Below are 16634 nucleotides of genomic sequence, written 5' to 3' on the forward strand. Positions count from 1 at the left end.
CATCAGGCGGACGCCGGCTTCAGCTTCGCGGCTTCAGGCTTCTCCTGAAGAGCCTTCAAGGCGGCCGCCGCGGCATGCTGCTCCGCGTCACGCCGGTTCGTACCGGTGCCATCCGTCCGGATGCCGAAATGCTCCACCACGCATTCGCAGACAAAGGTCTGCGAATTGGCCTGCCCCGTGCAGCTCACGACCCGATAGGCCGGCAGCGGCAGGTGATTCCCCTGAAGGACCTCCTGCAGCTTCGTCTTCGGGTCTTTTCCCATGCGTTCGGGGAGGTCCGCGAGGATCTTCGCGTAGAGCCTCAGGATGACGGTCTGAGCCTGCTCAAAACCGCCGTCCAGAAACACCGCGCCGAAAACCGCTTCCATGGCGTCCGCAAGGATCGAGGGGCGGCTGCGACCGCCTGACTTAACCTCACCCTCGCCCATCAGGAGGAAATCACTGATACCGACATCGGCCGCGATTTCGTCGAGCGCCTTTTCGCAGACGAGATTGCTCCGGACGCGCGAGAGGCGCCCTTCGCTGAAGTGCGAATCGAGTTTGAAGAGCTCGTAGCCGATCGTGCACCCGAGCACCGAGTCCCCGAGGAACTCAAGCCGCTCGTTATGATCCGCGCTGAAGCTGCGGTGCGTTGTCGCGCGCCGCAGCAAAGCTCTGTTTTTAAACTGATAGCCGATCCGTTTCTCCAGCTCCTGCAGTTCTAGCATAGTCTTTGTTGCCTCGTATTCCAGCTTATTCAAAGTGTCCGACGCGGGACATGTGGAAGATGTTCAGCCAGATGAAGAACGCCCGGCCGACAATATTTTCTTCCGGAACAAAACCCCAGTAACGGCTGTCGTCGGAGTTGTCGCGGTTGTCGCCCATCACGAAGTAGTGGCCGGCAGGCACCGTGGTTTCAAAACCGGTATCCGTATAGTGAATACGGCCCGGGTGCGTCTGCGCTTCCATCGGGGTCGTCGCGTCCGGAGCCCGCGGATCCACGAGCATGCGGTGGACGTGGCCCTGAAGTGTCTCCTGTCGTTCGTTAAGCGTCACCATGAATTCCTGATCCACGTAGTCGCCGATCGGTTTCTGCGGCTGCTCAACGCCGTTGATATAGAGGATCTTGTTGCGGTACACCACCTTGTCGCCCGGGACACCCACGACACGCTTGATGAGGTCGGTGCCAGGCTGCATCGGGTGATCAAACACGATCACGTCGCCCGCCTTCGGCTTCGTCCCCTCGGTGAGCTTGGTATTCAGCACCGGGAAGCGGATACCGTACTCGTACTTGTTCACGGCGATGAAGTCACCGGACTGCAGCGTCGGGAGCATCGAGCCAGACGGAATGCGGAACGGCTCCACCACGAAACTGCGCACGACGAAAACGAGCAGAATCACGGGGAAGAGCCCGGCCGTCCACTCGAGCCACACCGGCTGACGCTTCGCCTTATACTCCACCACCTTCCGTTCGTCGGAGAGCACCGGATCCGCCGGATCCATCCCTGGGTGCGCGGCGTCAAACTCCGCCACCGCGGCTCGCGCGGCTTCCGCTCGCTTCTTCTTCCAGACGAAAATGTCGCCGAACCAGAAGACGCCCGTCACGACCGTGAGGATCAGCAGTATCAGAGGAAAATCCATTCCTTGCTCCTAAGAGTTTTCTTATTCTTGCTTCGATGAGCCGGGCGGAAAGCCCGCAGCCGCGCTGCTTTTTCAGTGAATGCGGCCGAACCGTCTCATATTGTGGAAATTGGCCCAGATGAAAAACGCCCGGCCAATAATATTCTTTTCCGGGACGAACCCCCAGTAGCGGCTGTCTTCGGAATTGTCCCGATTATCGCCCATCACGAAGTACTGGCCTTCCGGAATCCGGCAGACCACGCCCCGGCGGCTGTAGCGGCAGCTGTCGGTCGGGCTCATGCCAGCGACCGGCTGCACTTCGGACGAGATATTGGGGTTAAGGACGATCGCGTGCTTCTTCCCGCCGAGCTTCTCGATCCGGAGAATCTGCCAGTTGTGTTTATAGCCCTTCGCAGCCTCGACCGCTTTGCGAGGGGGGCGCGTAAGCGGCGCGGGTTCTCCGTTCACCACAAGCTTCTTATCGAGATACACCACCTCATCCCCCGGAAGCCCCACCACGCGCTTAATGTAGTCGAGTTTCGGATTCGGCGGATAGCGGAACACGATCACGTCGCCGCGCTCAGGCGACGACGCGTCGATCACTTTGAAGTGCGAGAGCGGAAGCCGGATCCCGTAGGAGAACTTATTCACGAGAACAAAGTCCCCCGGGATCAGCGTCGGCTCCATGGAGCCTGAGGGAATCCGGAAGGGTTCCACGACAAAGCTCCGGAAGATAAAGATCACGAAGAGAATCGGGAAAAGCCCCGCCGAGTACTCGAGCCACTTCGGCTGCTGCGCGGTGCCGCCGGATGACAGATGGCGCGCGGGCGCCCACACCCAGCGGTCAAGCACCCAGAGGATGCCTGACACCGCGGTGATCAGAGCGATTGGCAGCGTGTAGTCCATGGCGATGGCTTCCGGTTTCGCGGCGCGGCTTGACTAGCCGTTCTTATCCGTCCCCATCTGCAGCACGGCGAGGAACGCTTCCTGCGGGATCGTCACGTGACCCACCTGCTTCATGCGCTTCTTACCGGCCTTCTGCTTCTCAAGGAGCTTCCGCTTACGCGTGATGTCGCCGCCGTAGCACTTCGCGAGCACATTCTTGCGGAGCGCCTTCACGTTCTCTCGCGCGATGATCTCAGCGCCGATCGCGGCCTGAATCGCAACGTCATACATCTGGCGCGGGATCAGTTCGCGGAGCTTCGCCGCGATTTCGCGTCCGCGGCGGCGGGCGCTCGAGCGGTGAATGATCGAGGAGAGCGGATCAACCTTGTCGCCGTTGATCAGCATGTCGACCTTCACCACATCACTCGCGCGGAATTCGAGGAAGTCGTAATCCATCGAGGCGTAGCCGCGGGTGAGCGACTTCAGCGTGTCGAAGAAGTCGAGCACGATTTCGGCGAGCGGCAGCTCGTACGTCAGTACCACCTGACGGCCGTGATAGGCGAGGTTCTTCTGGATACCGCGCTTCTCCTGGCAGAGCTTGATCACCGTGCCGACGAATTCAGGCGGCACAAAGATCGTCACCGTGTCGATCGGCTCACGGATTTCCTCAATGCGGTCAACCGGCGGAAGCTTCGACGGGTTCTCAATCTGAACGACGGAGCCATCCGTGAGCTTCACCTCATACACCACGGACGGCGCCGTCGTGATGAGGTCCTGGTTGTACTCACGCTCCAGACGCTCCTGCACGATCTCCATGTGAAGGAGACCGAGGAACCCGGCTCGGAAACCGAAGCCAAGCGCCTGGGAGACTTCAGGCTCAAAGTGCAGTGACGCGTCATTCAGCTGGAGCTTCTCCAGCGCGTCGCGGAGTGAATCGTATTCCGAGGCCTCGACCGGGTAGAGACCAGCGAACACCTGAGGCTTCACCTGCTTGAAACCGGGAAGCGGATCGGTCGCCGGGTTCTGGGCGAGCGTCACCGTGTCACCGACACGGGCGTCACGGATTTCCTTGATACCCGCGATGATGAAGCCCACTTCGCCCGCCTGCAGCATCTCGCGCGGGGTGGATCGCGGTGAAAAGACACCAAGCTGCTCAACCAAATGCGTCGCGCCGGTCGCCATCAGCTGGATCTTATCCTTCACGTGAAGCGTTCCTTCCTTCACGCGGACCAGCATCACAACGCCCACATAGCTGTCGTACCAGGAGTCGATCACGAGGGCTTTCAGCTTCCCCGCGCGGTCACCCGTGGGAGGCGGAATCCGCTTCACGACGGCTTCCAGAATGTCATCCACGCCCATGCCGGTCTTCGCGGAGCAGAGAATCGCGTCATCGGCCTCAATACCGATCACGTCCTCGATTTCCTCACGCGCGGCATCCGGCTGCGCGGACGGCAGGTCCATCTTATTGAGCACCGGCACCACGGTGACCCCGAGGTCAATCGCGGTGTAGCAGTTCGCGACGGTCTGCGCCTCAACGCCCTGCGTCGCGTCAACGACAAGCAGCGCGCCTTCGCAGGCGGAAAGCGAACGCGAAACTTCGTAGGAAAAGTCGACGTGCCCGGGAGTATCGATCAGGTTCAGTTCATAGACCTGTCCATCCTGCGCCTTGTAGCGCAGCGACGCCGTCTGGGCTTTGATCGTGATGCCGCGCTCACGCTCGAGATCCATCGAGTCGAGCACCTGGCTCTCCATCTCACGGTTCGAGAGGCCGCCGCAGCGTTCGATCAGACGGTCGGCCAGCGTCGATTTGCCGTGGTCGATGTGGGCAATAATGGAAAAATTACGGATATTCTGCATGTGTGTATCGTAAACCGCCCTCAAGGGTCGGGAAGCCGCTTCCGGCTTCATCCGGCCGCGCGGCAGCGGACCCGAATCCGGGTCTCAGAGGCCGCCCTGCCGCTCGTGTAGGGTGAATGCGTGATTCTAACATGAGGGGCGCAAGGCCCTGAAAAATAAAGGCGCCGCGAGAGGCGCCTTTATTGCGTCGGAAAGAGCCCCTCCTGGAAAACACCGCGGGCGCCCTTACGTCGTTACGCGAATCAGTCCACGAGACCGTAGATGATCGTGGAATTCGTGCCGCCGAAGCCGAACGAATTCTTCATCGCGTTCTTCACCGGCATCTTGCGCGCGGTGTTCGCGCAGCAGTCGACCGGGCAGGCCGGATCCTGGTTCTCGACGTTGATCGTCGGGGGAACAATCTGATCGCGGAGCGCGAGGATCGTGAAGACGGACTCGATGCCGCCGGCGCCGCCAAGCAGATGACCCGTCATCGACTTCGTGGAGCTCATGACGAGGTTCTTCACGTCGTCACCGAACACCTGCATCACGGCCTTGCTTTCGTTCGCGTCGCCGATCGAGGTCGACGTGCCGTGGGCGTTCAGGTACTGAATGTCAGAGGGCTTGAGACCAGCGTGGTCGAGCGCCATCTGCATGCAGCGGGTCGGGCCGTCAACAGACGGGGTCGTGATGTTGTAGGCGTCGCCGGAAAGGCCGTAACCCTTCACTTCGCAGTAGATGTGGGCGCCGCGGGCCTTCGCGTGCTCGTACTCTTCGAGGACGAGGATGCCGCTGCCTTCACCCATCACAAAGCCGTTGCGGTCCTTGTCGAACGGACGGGAAGCCTTCTCAGGCTCATCGTTCCGGCGGGAAAGGGCGTGCATGTTATCGAAACCGGAAATACAGACCGGGCAGATCGGGGCTTCAGCGCCGCCCGCCACCATCGCGTCCGCGTCACCGCGGGCAATGATGCAGGCCGCCTCGCCGATCGCGTGAAGGCCGGTGGAGCAGGCCGTGGCATAAGCGACGTTCGGACCCTTCAGGCCCTTCAGGATCGAGAATTCGCCGGACGCCATATTGATGATGCAGCCCGGGATCAGGAACGGAGAGACGCGGCGCGGTCCCTTTTCCTTCAGGATGTTCGCGTTTTCGCAGATCGTCACGAGGCCGCCGATGCCGGAGCCGATCGCGACACCGATGCGGTGAGCGTTTTCTTCCGTCACGACGAGACCGCTGTCCTCGAGCGCCTGGGAGCCGGCCACAGCGCCGTACAGCACAAACTTATCGAAGCGGCGGGCTTCCTTCGCGGAAACATAGGCGCTCGCATCAAAATCACGGATTTCACCCGCGATCTGGCAGGAGTATTCAGAAGCGTCAAAGCTCTGAATCTTCCGGACACCGGACTTACCGGCAAGCGCATTCTTCCAGGCTTCTTCAACGCTGTTACCAAGGGGGCACACAATGCCAAGCCCCGTCACGACCACACGACGCATAACGACAAACTCCAAAAATTCAACGCAAAAAAAAGGGAAACCAGGCTCGTTCCCGGCTTCCCATTCCTCAGGCCAGCCGCTTCTCCGGATAGTCTTTCAGCCGGGGTTCCCGACAGAAAGCGAAAAGCGAAAAGCCAGCGGACATCAGGCCTTCTGATGTTTCTTGATGTAATCGATCGCCTGCTGGACGGTGCGCAGCTTTTCCTGTTCGCTGTCCGGGATCTCAATGCCGAAGGCATCTTCAAGGGCCATCACGAGTTCAACGGTGTCAAGGCTGTCAGCGCCCAGATCTTCGATGAAGGCGGACTCATTCTTGATGTCGGCTTCATTGATGCTCAGCTGTTCAGCAACAACCTTCTTGACACGGGCTTCGATATTTTCTTCCATTTAAATCTCCGGGATCAAATAAAAAACTTCTGCGACGTGGAACGGTTCGGAACATTTCTTATCGATACCCGGTTCCATGCAGGATCAATAATTTTGATTATCGCAGAATTATATAAGACCTCTGGAAAAAATTTCCAGAGGGGATGAGGCGGCTATCCCATGTACATGCCACCGTTCACCGGCAGCACAGCGCCCGTAACGTAAGCGGCGGCGGGACTTGCGAGGAAGCAGGCGGCATTCGCGACATCATCCGTTTGACCCAGTCGGCCAAGCGGAATCTGGGCGATCATGGCGGCGAGATGCTCCTCAGGGAGGTTCTTCGTCATATCGGTATCGATGAACCCCGGGGTGATGCAGTTCGCCGTCACACCGCGGCTGCCAAGCTCGCGGGCGATGGAGCGCGTGAAGCCGATCAGACCGGCCTTCGCGGCGGAATAGTTCGTCTGGCCGCCGTTGCCGCTCGAAGCCACAACAGAGGACAGATTGATGATGCGGCCGTAGCGCGCCTTCAGCATCGGGCGGCAAGCCGCGCGGCAGAGGTGGAAAACCGAGGTGAGGTCAGTCGCGATCACGTCATCCCAGTCGGCGTCCTTCATGCGCATGAGGAGACCGTCGCGGGTGATGCCGGCGTTATTCACGAGGATGTCGAGCTTACCGAATTCCTTCACGATCGAAGAGACGAGCTCTTCGGCTTCGGAGTAGTTCGTGACATTCAGCACAACGCCACGGCCCTTTCCGGCAGCAGCAAGGCGCTCCGTGATCCCGGCAGCGCCCGACTCACTCGTCGCAGTGCCGATCACAAAAGCGCCCATGCGCGCGAACGACTGCGCGATCGCGTCACCGATACCGCGGCTCGCGCCCGTCACGAGGGCAATGCGGCCTTCGAGCGCGTTTGAAGCAAAAACCTGATTTTCCATCTTTCCTTCCTTTATCACTTTTACCGATGATCAGCCCGCGGCACTGAGGTTCTGAAGCGCGGCTTCAAGCGTCTCAGCGCTGTGCACGGGGTAGCACGGAATCGAGGGCACGCAGCGGCGGGCGAGACCCGTGAGGACCTTGCCGGGACCGCACTCAATCATGTGCGTGACACCGAGTTTCTCCATCTCATGCATTGTCTTCACCCACTGCACGGGGCTGCAGGCCTGGCGGGCGAGCGCGTCGCGGATCGAGTCAGCGGATCCGTGCTGCGCGGCGTCCACATTCGCGATCACGGGGACACGGGGCTCCGAGATCGCCACTTCGGCAAGACGCGCCGCGAGCCGGTCACGGGCCGGCGCGAGAAGCGAGCTGTGGAACGGAGCGGAAACGGCGAGCGGCAGCGCGCGTTTCGCGCCAGCCGCGCGGGCAAGCTCACAGGCCCGCTCCACCGCGGCTTTCACGCCCGCGATCACGACCTGACCGGGACTATTGAAATTCACGGGTTCGACGACACCGGCCTCTGACGCCTCACGGCACACGGCTTCGACCGCGTCATCCGCGAGACCGATGATCGCAGCCATGCCGCCGAGACCCACCGGCACCGCTTCCTGCATTGCCTGGGCGCGGAACCGCACGAGCGGCACCGCGTCCTCAAGCCTGAAAGCACCGGCCGCGGTGAGGGCCGAGTATTCGCCAAGGCTGTGCCCCGCCATCACGGCGGGTTCCGGGATACCGGCCTCGAGCGCCGCTTCATAGAAAGCGACCGAGCAGGCAAGCATCACGGGCTGGGTGTTCACGGTCAGTCCAAGCTTCTCCGCGGGACCTTCAGAAATCAGCTTCTCGAGGTCCTCACCAAGGGCCTCGCTCGAACGAGCCATCACCCGGGCGACGGCGTCGTTGCCGGCAAAGCCTGAAAGCATGCCGACGCTCTGCGAACCCTGTCCCGGGAACAAAATTGCCAAACGCATGGAAAAAATCCTGTTAAGCCCGGTTATCGGGCAGTGACGAAATAATAACAGCGTAGCGCCGCGGATTGAACCGGGCGCCCTTACAGGATGAGAAGCACGGAGCCGCAGGTCATCCCGGCTCCGACCCCCTGGAGGAGCACCGTGTCACCCCGGCGGGTCATCCCGTTTTTTACAGCATAATCGAGGGCTAAGGGAACGGAGGCGGCGCACGTGTTCCCGTGCTGGAAGACGGTCTTCACGACAGAGGCCGGATTAACGCCAATACGTGAAGCCACGGCATCCATAATGCGGACGTTTGCCTGGTGCGGCACGTAGAGATCGATGTCTGTGGCCGCGACTCCGGCTTCCCGAAGCACCGCTTCCGCCTGAGCTGAGAGCGACTCCACCGCCTCACGGAACACCGCGCGCCCATCCATCTTGAGGAACGGCGACCCGAGCGCCTTGCCGCCATCAAGCCTTCCCGGCACCGCGAGATAGTCCCCCTTTCCGCCGTCCGCCGTGAGGCGCGTCATGAGGATTCCCGGCTTATCGGACGCCTCAAGCACCGCGGCACCCGCCCCGTCCCCGAAGAGAACGCAGGTCGTGCGGTCATGCCAGTCAAGAAGGCGGGAAAAGGATTCGGCTCCGACCACCAGAGCCCGGTGCGCAGCGCCCGAGCGGATCATGGAGTCCGCGACCGACACCGCATACGCGAATCCGGAGCAGACTGCCTGAATATCAAACGCCGCGCAGGGCGGAATCGAAAGCGCGCTCTGAAGACGGCAGGCAACGGCCGGGAAGACCTCATCCGGCGTCGTGGTCGCGACGATCACGAGGTCGATCGTCGCGGGGTCAATCGCGCCGCTCTCAAGCGCCGCACGCGAGGCGTTCACAGCGAGAGAGAGCGTCCCCTCCTCTCCGCTCACAAGGTACCGGGTCTCGATCCCGGTGCGGGACCGGATCCATTCATCAGAAGTCTCCACTCCGAGCGACGCGAGCTCGAGCGCAAGCTCCGAATTCGTGACGCGGCGCACGGGCAGCGCGCTTCCAGTGGATATCAGGCGTGAAAATTGGGAAAGCGGCATGCTGATGCATCCTCCTCAAGTTTGGCGTATGACGGGGACTTCTGGCGAGGGGATCCCCTGTGCGGTTATACAAAAAGAAAAAAGGAAAAGACCGGAAAGTAATTTCCGATTTTCTCCTTTTCGTGATGCCTCTGAGGGAAGCGCTTTTCTGCCGGACGTACACCCGGACCCTGTGGCAGCCCTTCCCGCTTGGAGAAGGCTGATGCTTTGCAGACTAAGCCACGGGCTTATTGCTCCGCATTGGCCGTGGGGCCCATGCAGTTAACGCTGCGTCAGGCCGCAAGTCCATACCGGCGGAACCGGCTTCCCCGAAGAATATGAATTACTCTTCGTCCTTCTTGGTCTCGATCACTTTCTTGCCGCGGTAGAAACCGTTCGGGCTGATGTGGTGACGGCGAGTCACTTCACCAGTCGTCGGTTCGACGGCGAGTGCCGGATTGGAAAGGAAATCATGAGCGCGACGATTGCCACGGCGGGCAGTCGATTTTTTATTTTGCTGGACAGCCATTTTTAGACCCCACGTTGAAAACAGCGAATTATAACCGTTTATCCCCCGGTTTGTAAAATCCTGAGGAAAAACCTAGTGTTTCTTTAATGATGACAGGACTGCGAAGGGATTGGGCCGGGCATCTTCCAGCTCTTCCTCCTCGTCCGTCGGGAGCTCGGGAGCCTTGCAGACATCATGCGCCGGATAAAGCGGCAGCTTGAGCAGCAATTCTTCCTGGACCCAGTTCGCCACATCAAAGTGGCTAGATCCTACAACAACTTCATCCTCGCCGTCTTCCGAAATGGGCATTGAATCGGCTTCAGCCTCGGTTTTCGTAAAAAGAAACGACGTTTTCAGATGAACATCAACAGTGAGCGGATCACCGCACCGGCAGCAGGAGCCGATCAGTTTCCCATCGATGCGGAGAATGGCACCGGCGAGATGCTTGCGGCCCTCAGTTCCGGTCGCGCTCCACTCAACCTGCCCCTCGGTGAACTGGCCGTCATGGCCCGCGAGGAGCGGCAGCTCGGCCGCTGTGAATTTTCCGGACGCAGTCCCGCGCTCTTTCGAGAGGCGGAAGACATCGATCTGGACAGCAGACATGCGGAGAACTCCCTTAACTGGTTTCAGTACAATAAGGCCCACTATGATAAAGAAGAATCCTGAACTTGTTCTGGCCTCAAGCTCGCGCTATCGCCGCGAACTGCTTGAGCGGCTCGGCATTTCGTTTATCGCGGAAGCATCTGATATTGATGAAACGTCGCGCGAAGGCGAGACGCCGGTGGAAGCCTGCCAGCGGCTCGCGGTGGAAAAGGCGAAGTGGGTTGCCGCGAAGCACCCCGGGGCCTGCGTGATCGGTTCAGACCAGGTCGCGGACCTCGATGGCGTCCGTCTCGGGAAACCCCATACGCGTGAGCGCTCAATCGAGCAGCTTCTTGCGATGCAGGGTCACACGATTGTCTTCTCCACGGCGCTCGCCGTGATCGCTCCGGACGGCACTGTGCGGGAAAAACTCTCGCAGACCCGCGTGAAGATGCGCCCGCTCACCCGCGAGACGATCGAAGCCTACGTGGACCGTGAGGAGCCTTACGACTGCGCGGGATCCGCGAAGATCGAGAAACTCGGCATCGCCCTCATGGAAACGGTGGAGTCGGATGACCCGACCTCCCTCATCGGTCTTCCCCTCATGGCGCTCACGACGCTTCTCACGCAGTCAGGCGTCACGGTGCTTCCGGGGCTTAAAGCCTGATCGCTGCCGTTCTCCTCTTTTATATACAGAAGCCGCACCGGGAATCCTTTCCGGGTGCGGCTTTTTTTCTGGGCTCCGGATCAGAAACCCGGTGTTATTTCATAAGATCCTCAACGCCGATCGCGCGCGCGAGTTCAGGCACTGTGTCCACCACGGCGATCGGGTGAAGCTTTTCCAGCGCCTCGCGCCGCCCCGCGCCCCAGGTGACACCGACCGCGGCGGCGCCTGCGTTATTCGCCATTTCGAGATCATGCACCGCGTCCCCGATCATCACGATTTTCGAGATCGGGACGCAGCATTCATCCGACAGCTGCCGCAGCATATCGGGAGAAGGCTTTGACTGCGCCTCATCCATTGTGCGGCTCGCGCAGAAGTAGCTTTCAGAGCTGGTTTTAGAAAGCACCCTCGCGAGCCCCGCGCGGCTCTTCCCCGTCGCGATCGCGCTCCAGAGGCCGGCCATCTTCATTGCGGCAAGCATCTCCCGCATCCCAGGGTGCAGTCCCGTGATCCGGTCTTCCTCTTTTATATAAGCCTTCCAGTACTCGGCTTTGTAAGCCGGGTAGATCGCGTCCGTGCAGTCCGGCACCGCGCGGCTCATCATGTCTTTGTGACCGAGCCCGATCACGCTTTCCGCGGTTTCGTAACTCGGAACTCCGAGCCCCAGAACCCGGGCAGCCTCCTGGATCGCGCACGCGATGGCGTGCGTCGTATCCATGCAGGTTCCGTCCCAGTCGAAAACAAACAGTTCAAACGGTCTTTCTTTCATTCAGCACCCGAATCAGTTCTTCGCAGGCTTCAGGCAGCGGCGACTCAATCTTCATTTTCTCATGAGTCACCGGGTGCTCAAAGGCGAGGCTGTAGGAGTGAAGGAACATCCGCCGGAAAGGAATCCCGAGGAGCCCTTTCGAGACTTCGCGGTTGAAGTCAAAGTCACCGTACTTGTCGTCCCCGACCAGCGGGTGACCGCTTTCCGCCGCGTGCACGCGGATCTGATGCGTGCGGCCGGTGAGGAGTTCCACGTCGAGGAAACTCACGTCGCCGTAGCGGCGGATGAGCGTAAAGATTGAGTGCGAGGGGACGCCCTTCTCCGGATCCACCCGGACGCGGCGCTCACCCTCCTTCGTCACGTACTTGAAAAGCGGGAGCTTCACATGCTGCCGGTCATTCACCCAGTCGCCCTTCACGAGTGTCCGGTAGTGCTTCTCGATCCCGCCTTCCCGCATCGACTTCTGAAGCCGCACGAGCGCCTTGCGGGACTTGCAGACGATGATCGCGCCCGAGGTGTCGCGGTCCAGCCGGTGCGCGAGCTCAAGGAACGGCTGATTCGGGCGGCTCGCGCGGAGCCGCTCGATGAGCCCAAACGCGATCCCGCTGCCGCCGTGGCAGGCAAGACCCGCCGGCTTATCGACGATCAGGAGATGCTCGTCCTCGAAGAGAATCGGGAGCGTGTCGTCTGAAATCGGCGCCGCACGCGGCACGAGATCCCGCTTCTGCGGCACACGGATAGGCGGTACGCGGACGATGTCATCCAGCGCAAGCCTCGTCTCCGCCTTCACGCGCTTCTTATTCACCCTCACTTCGCCGCTCCGGAGAAGCCGGTAAATATGGCTCTTCGGCACGCCTTTTGCCACGCGGAGGAAGAAATTATCCACGCGCTGCCCGTCCGAATCTTCCCCGATCCGGATCCACGTCACGCGGTCCGGCGAAAGCTCCGTCACCCGGGAGGATGAAATGATGAATTTTTCTGCAGAATTTATCTCTGACATTGTCCCTATCCACTATACTTACGGACATCGATTCAGGCGCGGACCCCCGGAAGCCATCCGCTTCCAAGCAACCCTTGAGAGTTTTCCCTGCATCCTGCTAGGGATGCGAGGTTGATCGACCTGCCGTTGCGGTCCCCTGTCGATTTGTCGGGGATGGAGGCATTGTAGCCGTCCCGGGCGGGATTCTCATCCTTCGCTTCAAGTCTCGGCCTTGCGTCTGATGCAGCCTGAGCGCGGAAACGCGAGTGAAGAAAGAGTACGCCCCGACATCAGCAATTTTCTAAAAATGGGATTGCCCGCAGCTCGCGCGGAGCGGACCCGGCCGGAGTGCCGGATGACTGCCGTGCTTGAGGAGAACGGGAATCCCGAACACAGTCCGCGGCGAGCACCTCGGACTGTGTCTGCGAAGAATGCATGGGTGCCGCATGCCGCCGCGTCTGACACTGTCAGAGCGCTGGCTGTGCTGCGTGTGCCTGGGTTGTACGGCGGTTATTTTTTCAGTTTTTTGATGATTAACCTGTGACTAGAGAAGAAAGACAACTGGATTGCCAAATACGGGCTGCCGAGGCGGGGATGCTGCAAGCGTTTCCTGCCGCCGTCCTATCGCGCATGCGGCTTCAGATGCCTTCAGCGGGCGGCGGAGCCGTCCGCGTTCTGCGCCTAGACCAGCCATAACCCGGCCTTCCTCCGGGCCGGTCACCTTATTCAGTTAGGGGGGCACGGGTCCGGAACGGGGTCCACCGCATTCATTCCGCACGCTTACTGCGCCCGCGACAGAGGCGCTTAGGAGTGCTCCAGTGAAGCGCATGCTATTTAACGCGACGCAGGCGGAAGAAACCCGCGTTGCGATCGTAGACGGACAGAAGCTCGTCGATATTGATATCGAGACCGCAGGTCACGAGCAGCATAAGTCCAACATCTATAAGGGCATCATCACCCGCATCGAGCCGTCGCTTGAAGCGTGCTTCGTCGACTACGGCGAAGAGCGCCACGGCTTCCTCCCCTTCAAGGAAGTTTCCCGCAGCTACTTCAATAAGGACGTGGACGTTCATACGTGCACGATCCGCGAGGCGCTGCGCGAAGGCCAGGAAATTCTCGTCCAGGTGGAGAAGGAAGAACGCGGCAACAAGGGCGCCGCCCTCACGACCTTTATTTCGCTCGCCGGACGCTACCTCGTCCTGATGCCGAATAACCCCCGCGGAGGCGGAGTTTCCCGCCGTATCGAAGGGGAAGAGCGCCAGGAACTGCGTCACCTGATCGAAGAGCTGAAGCTCCCGCAGGGAATGTCGGTTATCGCCCGCACGGCCGGTATCGGCCGCACGATCGAGGAGCTGCAGTGGGATCTCGACTACCTCCTGAAGCTCTGGAACGCGATCTGCGACGCGGCGACGCCTGAATACGAACTCGTCCGCGACGAAAACGGCCACCGCACGGTGTCCTATGTGACGGACCCCGTGGTGAACGGTCAGAAGCTCCGCCGCGTGAACCCGGCCCCCTTCCTCATCGTTGAGGAAAGCGCCCTCGTGATCCGTGCGATCCGCGACTACTTCCAGCCCGAGGTCGGTGAGATTCTCGTCGACACGGATGAAATCTATGACCAGGCCCGTCAGTTCATGCTGAACGTGATGCCGGACATGGTGGGCCGCGTGAAGCGTTACCGCGAGGAGACCCCGCTCTTCTCCCGATTCCAGATCGAGCACCAGATTGAGACCGCGTACTCCCGCACCGTGACGCTGCCGTCCGGCGGCGCGATCGTGATCGACCACACCGAGGCGCTCGTCGCGATCGACGTGAACTCGGCCCGCGCGACCCGCGGCGCTGATATTGAGGAAACCGCCTTCCGCACGAACTGCGAAGCGGCGGACGAAATCGCCCGCCAGATGCGTCTGCGCGACCTGGGCGGTCTCGTCGTGATCGACTTCATCGATATGGAAGACGCCCGCAACCAGCGCGCGATCGAGCTCCGCATGAAGGACGCCCTGAAGGACGACCGCGCCCGTGTGCAGATGGCGAAGATCAGCCGCTTCGGCCTGATGGAGCTCTCCCGCCAGAGACTCCGCCCGGCGCTTTCCGAAGGCCACCACATCACCTGCCCGCGCTGCAACGGCCTTGGCGTCATCCGTGACACCGAGAGCTCCGCGCTCCAGGTTCTCCGCATCATCCAGGAAGAAGCCACGAAGGACGGTACCGGCGCGATTCACGCTCAGGTTCCGGTCGATGTCGCGACGTACCTCCTGAACGAGAAGCGCACCGAAATCGCGAAGATCGAACAGCGTAACCGCATCCCGGTCATCCTGATCCCGAACACCGTGCTCGAGACCCCGCACTACCACATCGAACGCATCCGCGCGAATGACGAACGGATGGAGGACGATGTCGCGAGCTACAAGCGCGCTGAGGATATCCAGCCGGTGTCGACTGACCCGTACGCTCTGAAGTCTGACGAAAACAAGCCCGCCCGCCCGAAGCAGGTCCCCGTGATCAAGAACATCACGCGTGACACGCCGGCGCCGGCTCATGTTGACCGTAAGAAGGAAGAGGAGAAGAAGGAAGCGCCGGCCGCTAAGGCTGAGGCTGCCGCTCCGAAGGCCGCTCCCGCGCAGACTCAGGCTCCGAAGAAGGGATTCTTCGCGCGCCTGATGGATATCCTCCTTGGCTCGAACGAACCGAAGGCTGAGACCGCCGCGCTGAAGGCGGAAGCCGCCGCAGCTGCCGCTCCCGCGGCCGCCGCGAAGCCCGAAGCGAAGAAGGATGGAAGCCGGTGACCACGAGTCCGCACCGGCCGCCGAGCGCCGCGCGAAGGCCGCTGCCGCTGAAACGACGGAGAACCGCCGCAGACGGAGCCGCCGCCGTCATTCGGAAGAGTCCGAAGGACAGGTGAACGCTCAGGCTCAGCAGCAGGCATCTGAAGAAAAGAAACAGCAGCAGACCGCTGCCCCGGCTCAGACCGCCCAGACCCCGGCTCCTGCCGCTCAGGACGCCCAGTCTCAGCAGCCCGCTCAGGAGCAGCAGAACGAAGGCCGTCGCCGCCGCCGTCATCACTCCCACCGCACGCGCGAGGAGGATCAGCAGACGCAGCAGGCCGCCGTTCAGAACGCGGCTCCGGCTGAGGATGTGACGGAACGCGAGGTGCGCGAGTTTGAGACCCGCGCGGCGAAGCTTGCCGTTGCCCCGGCGACATCCGGCGAAAGCGTTTCCGACGTGAAGCCGATCGTCGCCGCTGTCGCTCAGGCGGTCGACGCCACTCCCGCTCACGAGGCTCCGAAGGACGAGAAGGAAGGCGGAACCCGTTCCCGCCGCAGCCGTAACCGCCGCCGCGGCGGAAAGTCGGGCGCTGAGCGCGCCGCGGACACCGTGAAGACGGAAACGACGGCCGCAGCTGAAGCCGCGGCCCCCGCCATTGCCGCCATCGCTCCTGCCGTAGCTGAAGCCGTTACCGCGGCTCCGGCCCCGGAAGTGAAGGCAGAACCCGCCGCTCCGGTCGCTGAGGCTCCCGCCGCTCCCACCGCGGAACCTGAAAAAAAGTCTCCGGCCGAAGCCGAAACTGCGGTACAGTCTGAACCCGTAGAAAGCGCTCCGGAAGCTGTGCCGGCCGCATCCGAAATGGTGGAAACCGTGACGGCTGCCCCGGCTGAAGCCGAAACCGCCGCTCCCGCTCCTGCTCCCGAGAAGCCTGAGGCTTCCGTCACCGGAGCCCGGATCGCGGACGGCGCCACCGGTATCGAGGCTGAACTCGCGTCTCACGGTCTGCAGGTCGTTCACACCCGTCCCGAACTCGTGGGCGAAGTGAGCTACACGCAGCCGAAGGCGCCGGGACGTCCCCGTCCGGTGCTTCCTCCGGTTGAAGCGGTCGAAATGATCCAGGTCGAGACGAAGAAAGACGCGTCTTAATCCGATCAGCCCCGGGATCGGGGCACCGCAATAAAAAGGGCGCTGGGGTTTTTAGAAATTCCAGCGCCTTTCCTTTTTCTTTCGCTTTCCT

General features: G+C 61.3%; 16 protein-coding genes. 3 read left to right on the forward strand and 13 right to left on the reverse strand.

Annotated elements, in window-relative coordinates:
* Positions 1-2: 2 nt before the first annotated feature.
* From rnc to BN1936_RS09760, 11 genes are all read right to left on the reverse strand, one after another.
* The gene (rnc, locus tag BN1936_RS09710; protein ID WP_022444189.1) at positions 3-707 is read right to left on the reverse strand and encodes a ribonuclease III; all 705 of its coding nucleotides are present in this window, start codon (positions 705-707) and stop codon (positions 3-5) included.
* A gap of 25 nt (positions 708-732) precedes the next feature.
* Positions 733-1620, reverse strand: a complete 888-nt coding sequence (lepB, locus tag BN1936_RS09715) for a signal peptidase I (RefSeq protein WP_022444188.1) — start codon at positions 1618-1620, stop codon at positions 733-735.
* A gap of 72 nt (positions 1621-1692) precedes the next feature.
* Positions 1693-2505: a signal peptidase I gene (gene lepB, locus BN1936_RS09720; protein ID WP_049687272.1), complete on the reverse strand. Its 813-nt coding sequence runs from the start codon at positions 2503-2505 to the stop codon at positions 1693-1695.
* A gap of 33 nt (positions 2506-2538) precedes the next feature.
* Positions 2539-4341, reverse strand: coding sequence for a translation elongation factor 4 (gene lepA, locus BN1936_RS09725; protein ID WP_049687273.1), 1803 nt, complete (start codon positions 4339-4341; stop codon positions 2539-2541).
* 242 nt (positions 4342-4583) lie between these two features.
* On the reverse strand, positions 4584-5813 hold the full coding sequence (fabF, locus tag BN1936_RS09730; protein ID WP_049687274.1) for a beta-ketoacyl-ACP synthase II: 1230 nt from the start codon (positions 5811-5813) through the stop codon (positions 4584-4586).
* Between the two features lie 144 nt (positions 5814-5957).
* On the reverse strand, positions 5958-6200 hold the full coding sequence (gene acpP / locus BN1936_RS09735; protein WP_022444184.1) for an acyl carrier protein: 243 nt from the start codon (positions 6198-6200) through the stop codon (positions 5958-5960).
* A gap of 152 nt (positions 6201-6352) precedes the next feature.
* Positions 6353-7117, reverse strand: coding sequence for a 3-oxoacyl-ACP reductase FabG (gene fabG / locus BN1936_RS09740; protein ID WP_049687275.1), 765 nt, complete (start codon positions 7115-7117; stop codon positions 6353-6355).
* 30 nt (positions 7118-7147) lie between these two features.
* Positions 7148-8086, reverse strand: coding sequence for an ACP S-malonyltransferase (gene fabD, locus BN1936_RS09745; protein WP_049687276.1), 939 nt, complete (start codon positions 8084-8086; stop codon positions 7148-7150).
* A gap of 80 nt (positions 8087-8166) precedes the next feature.
* Entirely contained in the window at positions 8167-9150 is a 984-nt protein-coding gene (locus BN1936_RS09750; RefSeq protein ID WP_049687277.1) for a beta-ketoacyl-ACP synthase III, read from the reverse strand.
* A gap of 322 nt (positions 9151-9472) precedes the next feature.
* The gene (gene rpmF, locus BN1936_RS09755; protein WP_022444179.1) at positions 9473-9658 is read right to left on the reverse strand and encodes a 50S ribosomal protein L32; all 186 of its coding nucleotides are present in this window, start codon (positions 9656-9658) and stop codon (positions 9473-9475) included.
* A gap of 72 nt (positions 9659-9730) precedes the next feature.
* The gene (locus BN1936_RS09760) at positions 9731-10240 is read right to left on the reverse strand and encodes a YceD family protein (RefSeq protein ID WP_022444178.1); all 510 of its coding nucleotides are present in this window, start codon (positions 10238-10240) and stop codon (positions 9731-9733) included.
* 43 nt (positions 10241-10283) lie between these two features.
* Between BN1936_RS09760 and BN1936_RS09765 the strand changes: the two genes are divergently transcribed.
* Complete coding sequence (locus tag BN1936_RS09765) at positions 10284-10886, forward strand: Maf family protein (RefSeq protein ID WP_049687278.1); 603 nt, start codon at positions 10284-10286, stop codon at positions 10884-10886.
* Positions 10887-10980: 94 nt separating this feature from the next.
* Here the strand turns inward: BN1936_RS09765 and BN1936_RS09770 are convergent, their stop codons facing one another.
* Positions 10981-11652 carry an HAD-IA family hydrolase gene (locus BN1936_RS09770; protein WP_049687279.1) on the reverse strand — a complete coding sequence of 224 codons (672 nt, stop codon included), beginning with the start codon at positions 11650-11652 and terminating at the stop codon, positions 10981-10983.
* The gene (locus BN1936_RS09775) at positions 11633-12652 is read right to left on the reverse strand and encodes an RluA family pseudouridine synthase (protein ID WP_053101855.1); all 1020 of its coding nucleotides are present in this window, start codon (positions 12650-12652) and stop codon (positions 11633-11635) included. The genes BN1936_RS09770 and BN1936_RS09775 overlap by 20 nt, the downstream gene beginning before the upstream one ends.
* A gap of 797 nt (positions 12653-13449) precedes the next feature.
* Here BN1936_RS09775 and BN1936_RS11395 point away from each other — a divergent pair.
* Complete coding sequence (locus BN1936_RS11395) at positions 13450-15417, forward strand: Rne/Rng family ribonuclease (RefSeq protein ID WP_082164566.1); 1968 nt, start codon at positions 13450-13452, stop codon at positions 15415-15417.
* The gene (locus BN1936_RS11400; protein WP_049687281.1) at positions 15404-16543 is read left to right on the forward strand and encodes a hypothetical protein; all 1140 of its coding nucleotides are present in this window, start codon (positions 15404-15406) and stop codon (positions 16541-16543) included. Before BN1936_RS11395 ends, BN1936_RS11400 begins: the two co-directional genes overlap by 14 nt.
* Positions 16544-16634 lie beyond the last annotated feature (91 nt).

Source organism: Dakarella massiliensis (assembly GCF_001182045.1).
Classification (GTDB): domain Bacteria; phylum Pseudomonadota; class Gammaproteobacteria; order Burkholderiales; family Burkholderiaceae_F; genus Mesosutterella; species Mesosutterella massiliensis.

Coding starts and splice junctions, on each gene's coding strand:
- rnc (WP_022444189.1), bottom strand. CDS start 707: ATGCTAGAACTGCAGGAGCTGGAGAAACGGATCGGCTATCAGTTTAAA.
- lepB (WP_022444188.1), bottom strand. CDS start 1,620: ATGGATTTTCCTCTGATACTGCTGATCCTCACGGTCGTGACGGGCGTC.
- lepB (WP_049687272.1), bottom strand. CDS start 2,505: ATGGACTACACGCTGCCAATCGCTCTGATCACCGCGGTGTCAGGCATC.
- lepA (WP_049687273.1), bottom strand. CDS start 4,341: ATGCAGAATATCCGTAATTTTTCCATTATTGCCCACATCGACCACGGC.
- fabF (WP_049687274.1), bottom strand. CDS start 5,813: ATGCGTCGTGTGGTCGTGACGGGGCTTGGCATTGTGTGCCCCCTTGGT.
- acpP (WP_022444184.1), bottom strand. CDS start 6,200: ATGGAAGAAAATATCGAAGCCCGTGTCAAGAAGGTTGTTGCTGAACAG.
- fabG (WP_049687275.1), bottom strand. CDS start 7,117: ATGGAAAATCAGGTTTTTGCTTCAAACGCGCTCGAAGGCCGCATTGCC.
- fabD (WP_049687276.1), bottom strand. CDS start 8,086: ATGCGTTTGGCAATTTTGTTCCCGGGACAGGGTTCGCAGAGCGTCGGC.
- BN1936_RS09750 (WP_049687277.1), bottom strand. CDS start 9,150: ATGCCGCTTTCCCAATTTTCACGCCTGATATCCACTGGAAGCGCGCTG.
- rpmF (WP_022444179.1), bottom strand. CDS start 9,658: ATGGCTGTCCAGCAAAATAAAAAATCGACTGCCCGCCGTGGCAATCGT.
- BN1936_RS09760 (WP_022444178.1), bottom strand. CDS start 10,240: ATGTCTGCTGTCCAGATCGATGTCTTCCGCCTCTCGAAAGAGCGCGGG.
- BN1936_RS09765 (WP_049687278.1), top strand. CDS start 10,284: ATGATAAAGAAGAATCCTGAACTTGTTCTGGCCTCAAGCTCGCGCTAT.
- BN1936_RS09770 (WP_049687279.1), bottom strand. CDS start 11,652: ATGAAAGAAAGACCGTTTGAACTGTTTGTTTTCGACTGGGACGGAACC.
- BN1936_RS09775 (WP_053101855.1), bottom strand. CDS start 12,652: ATGTCAGAGATAAATTCTGCAGAAAAATTCATCATTTCATCCTCCCGG.
- BN1936_RS11400 (WP_049687281.1), top strand. CDS start 15,404: ATGGAAGCCGGTGACCACGAGTCCGCACCGGCCGCCGAGCGCCGCGCG.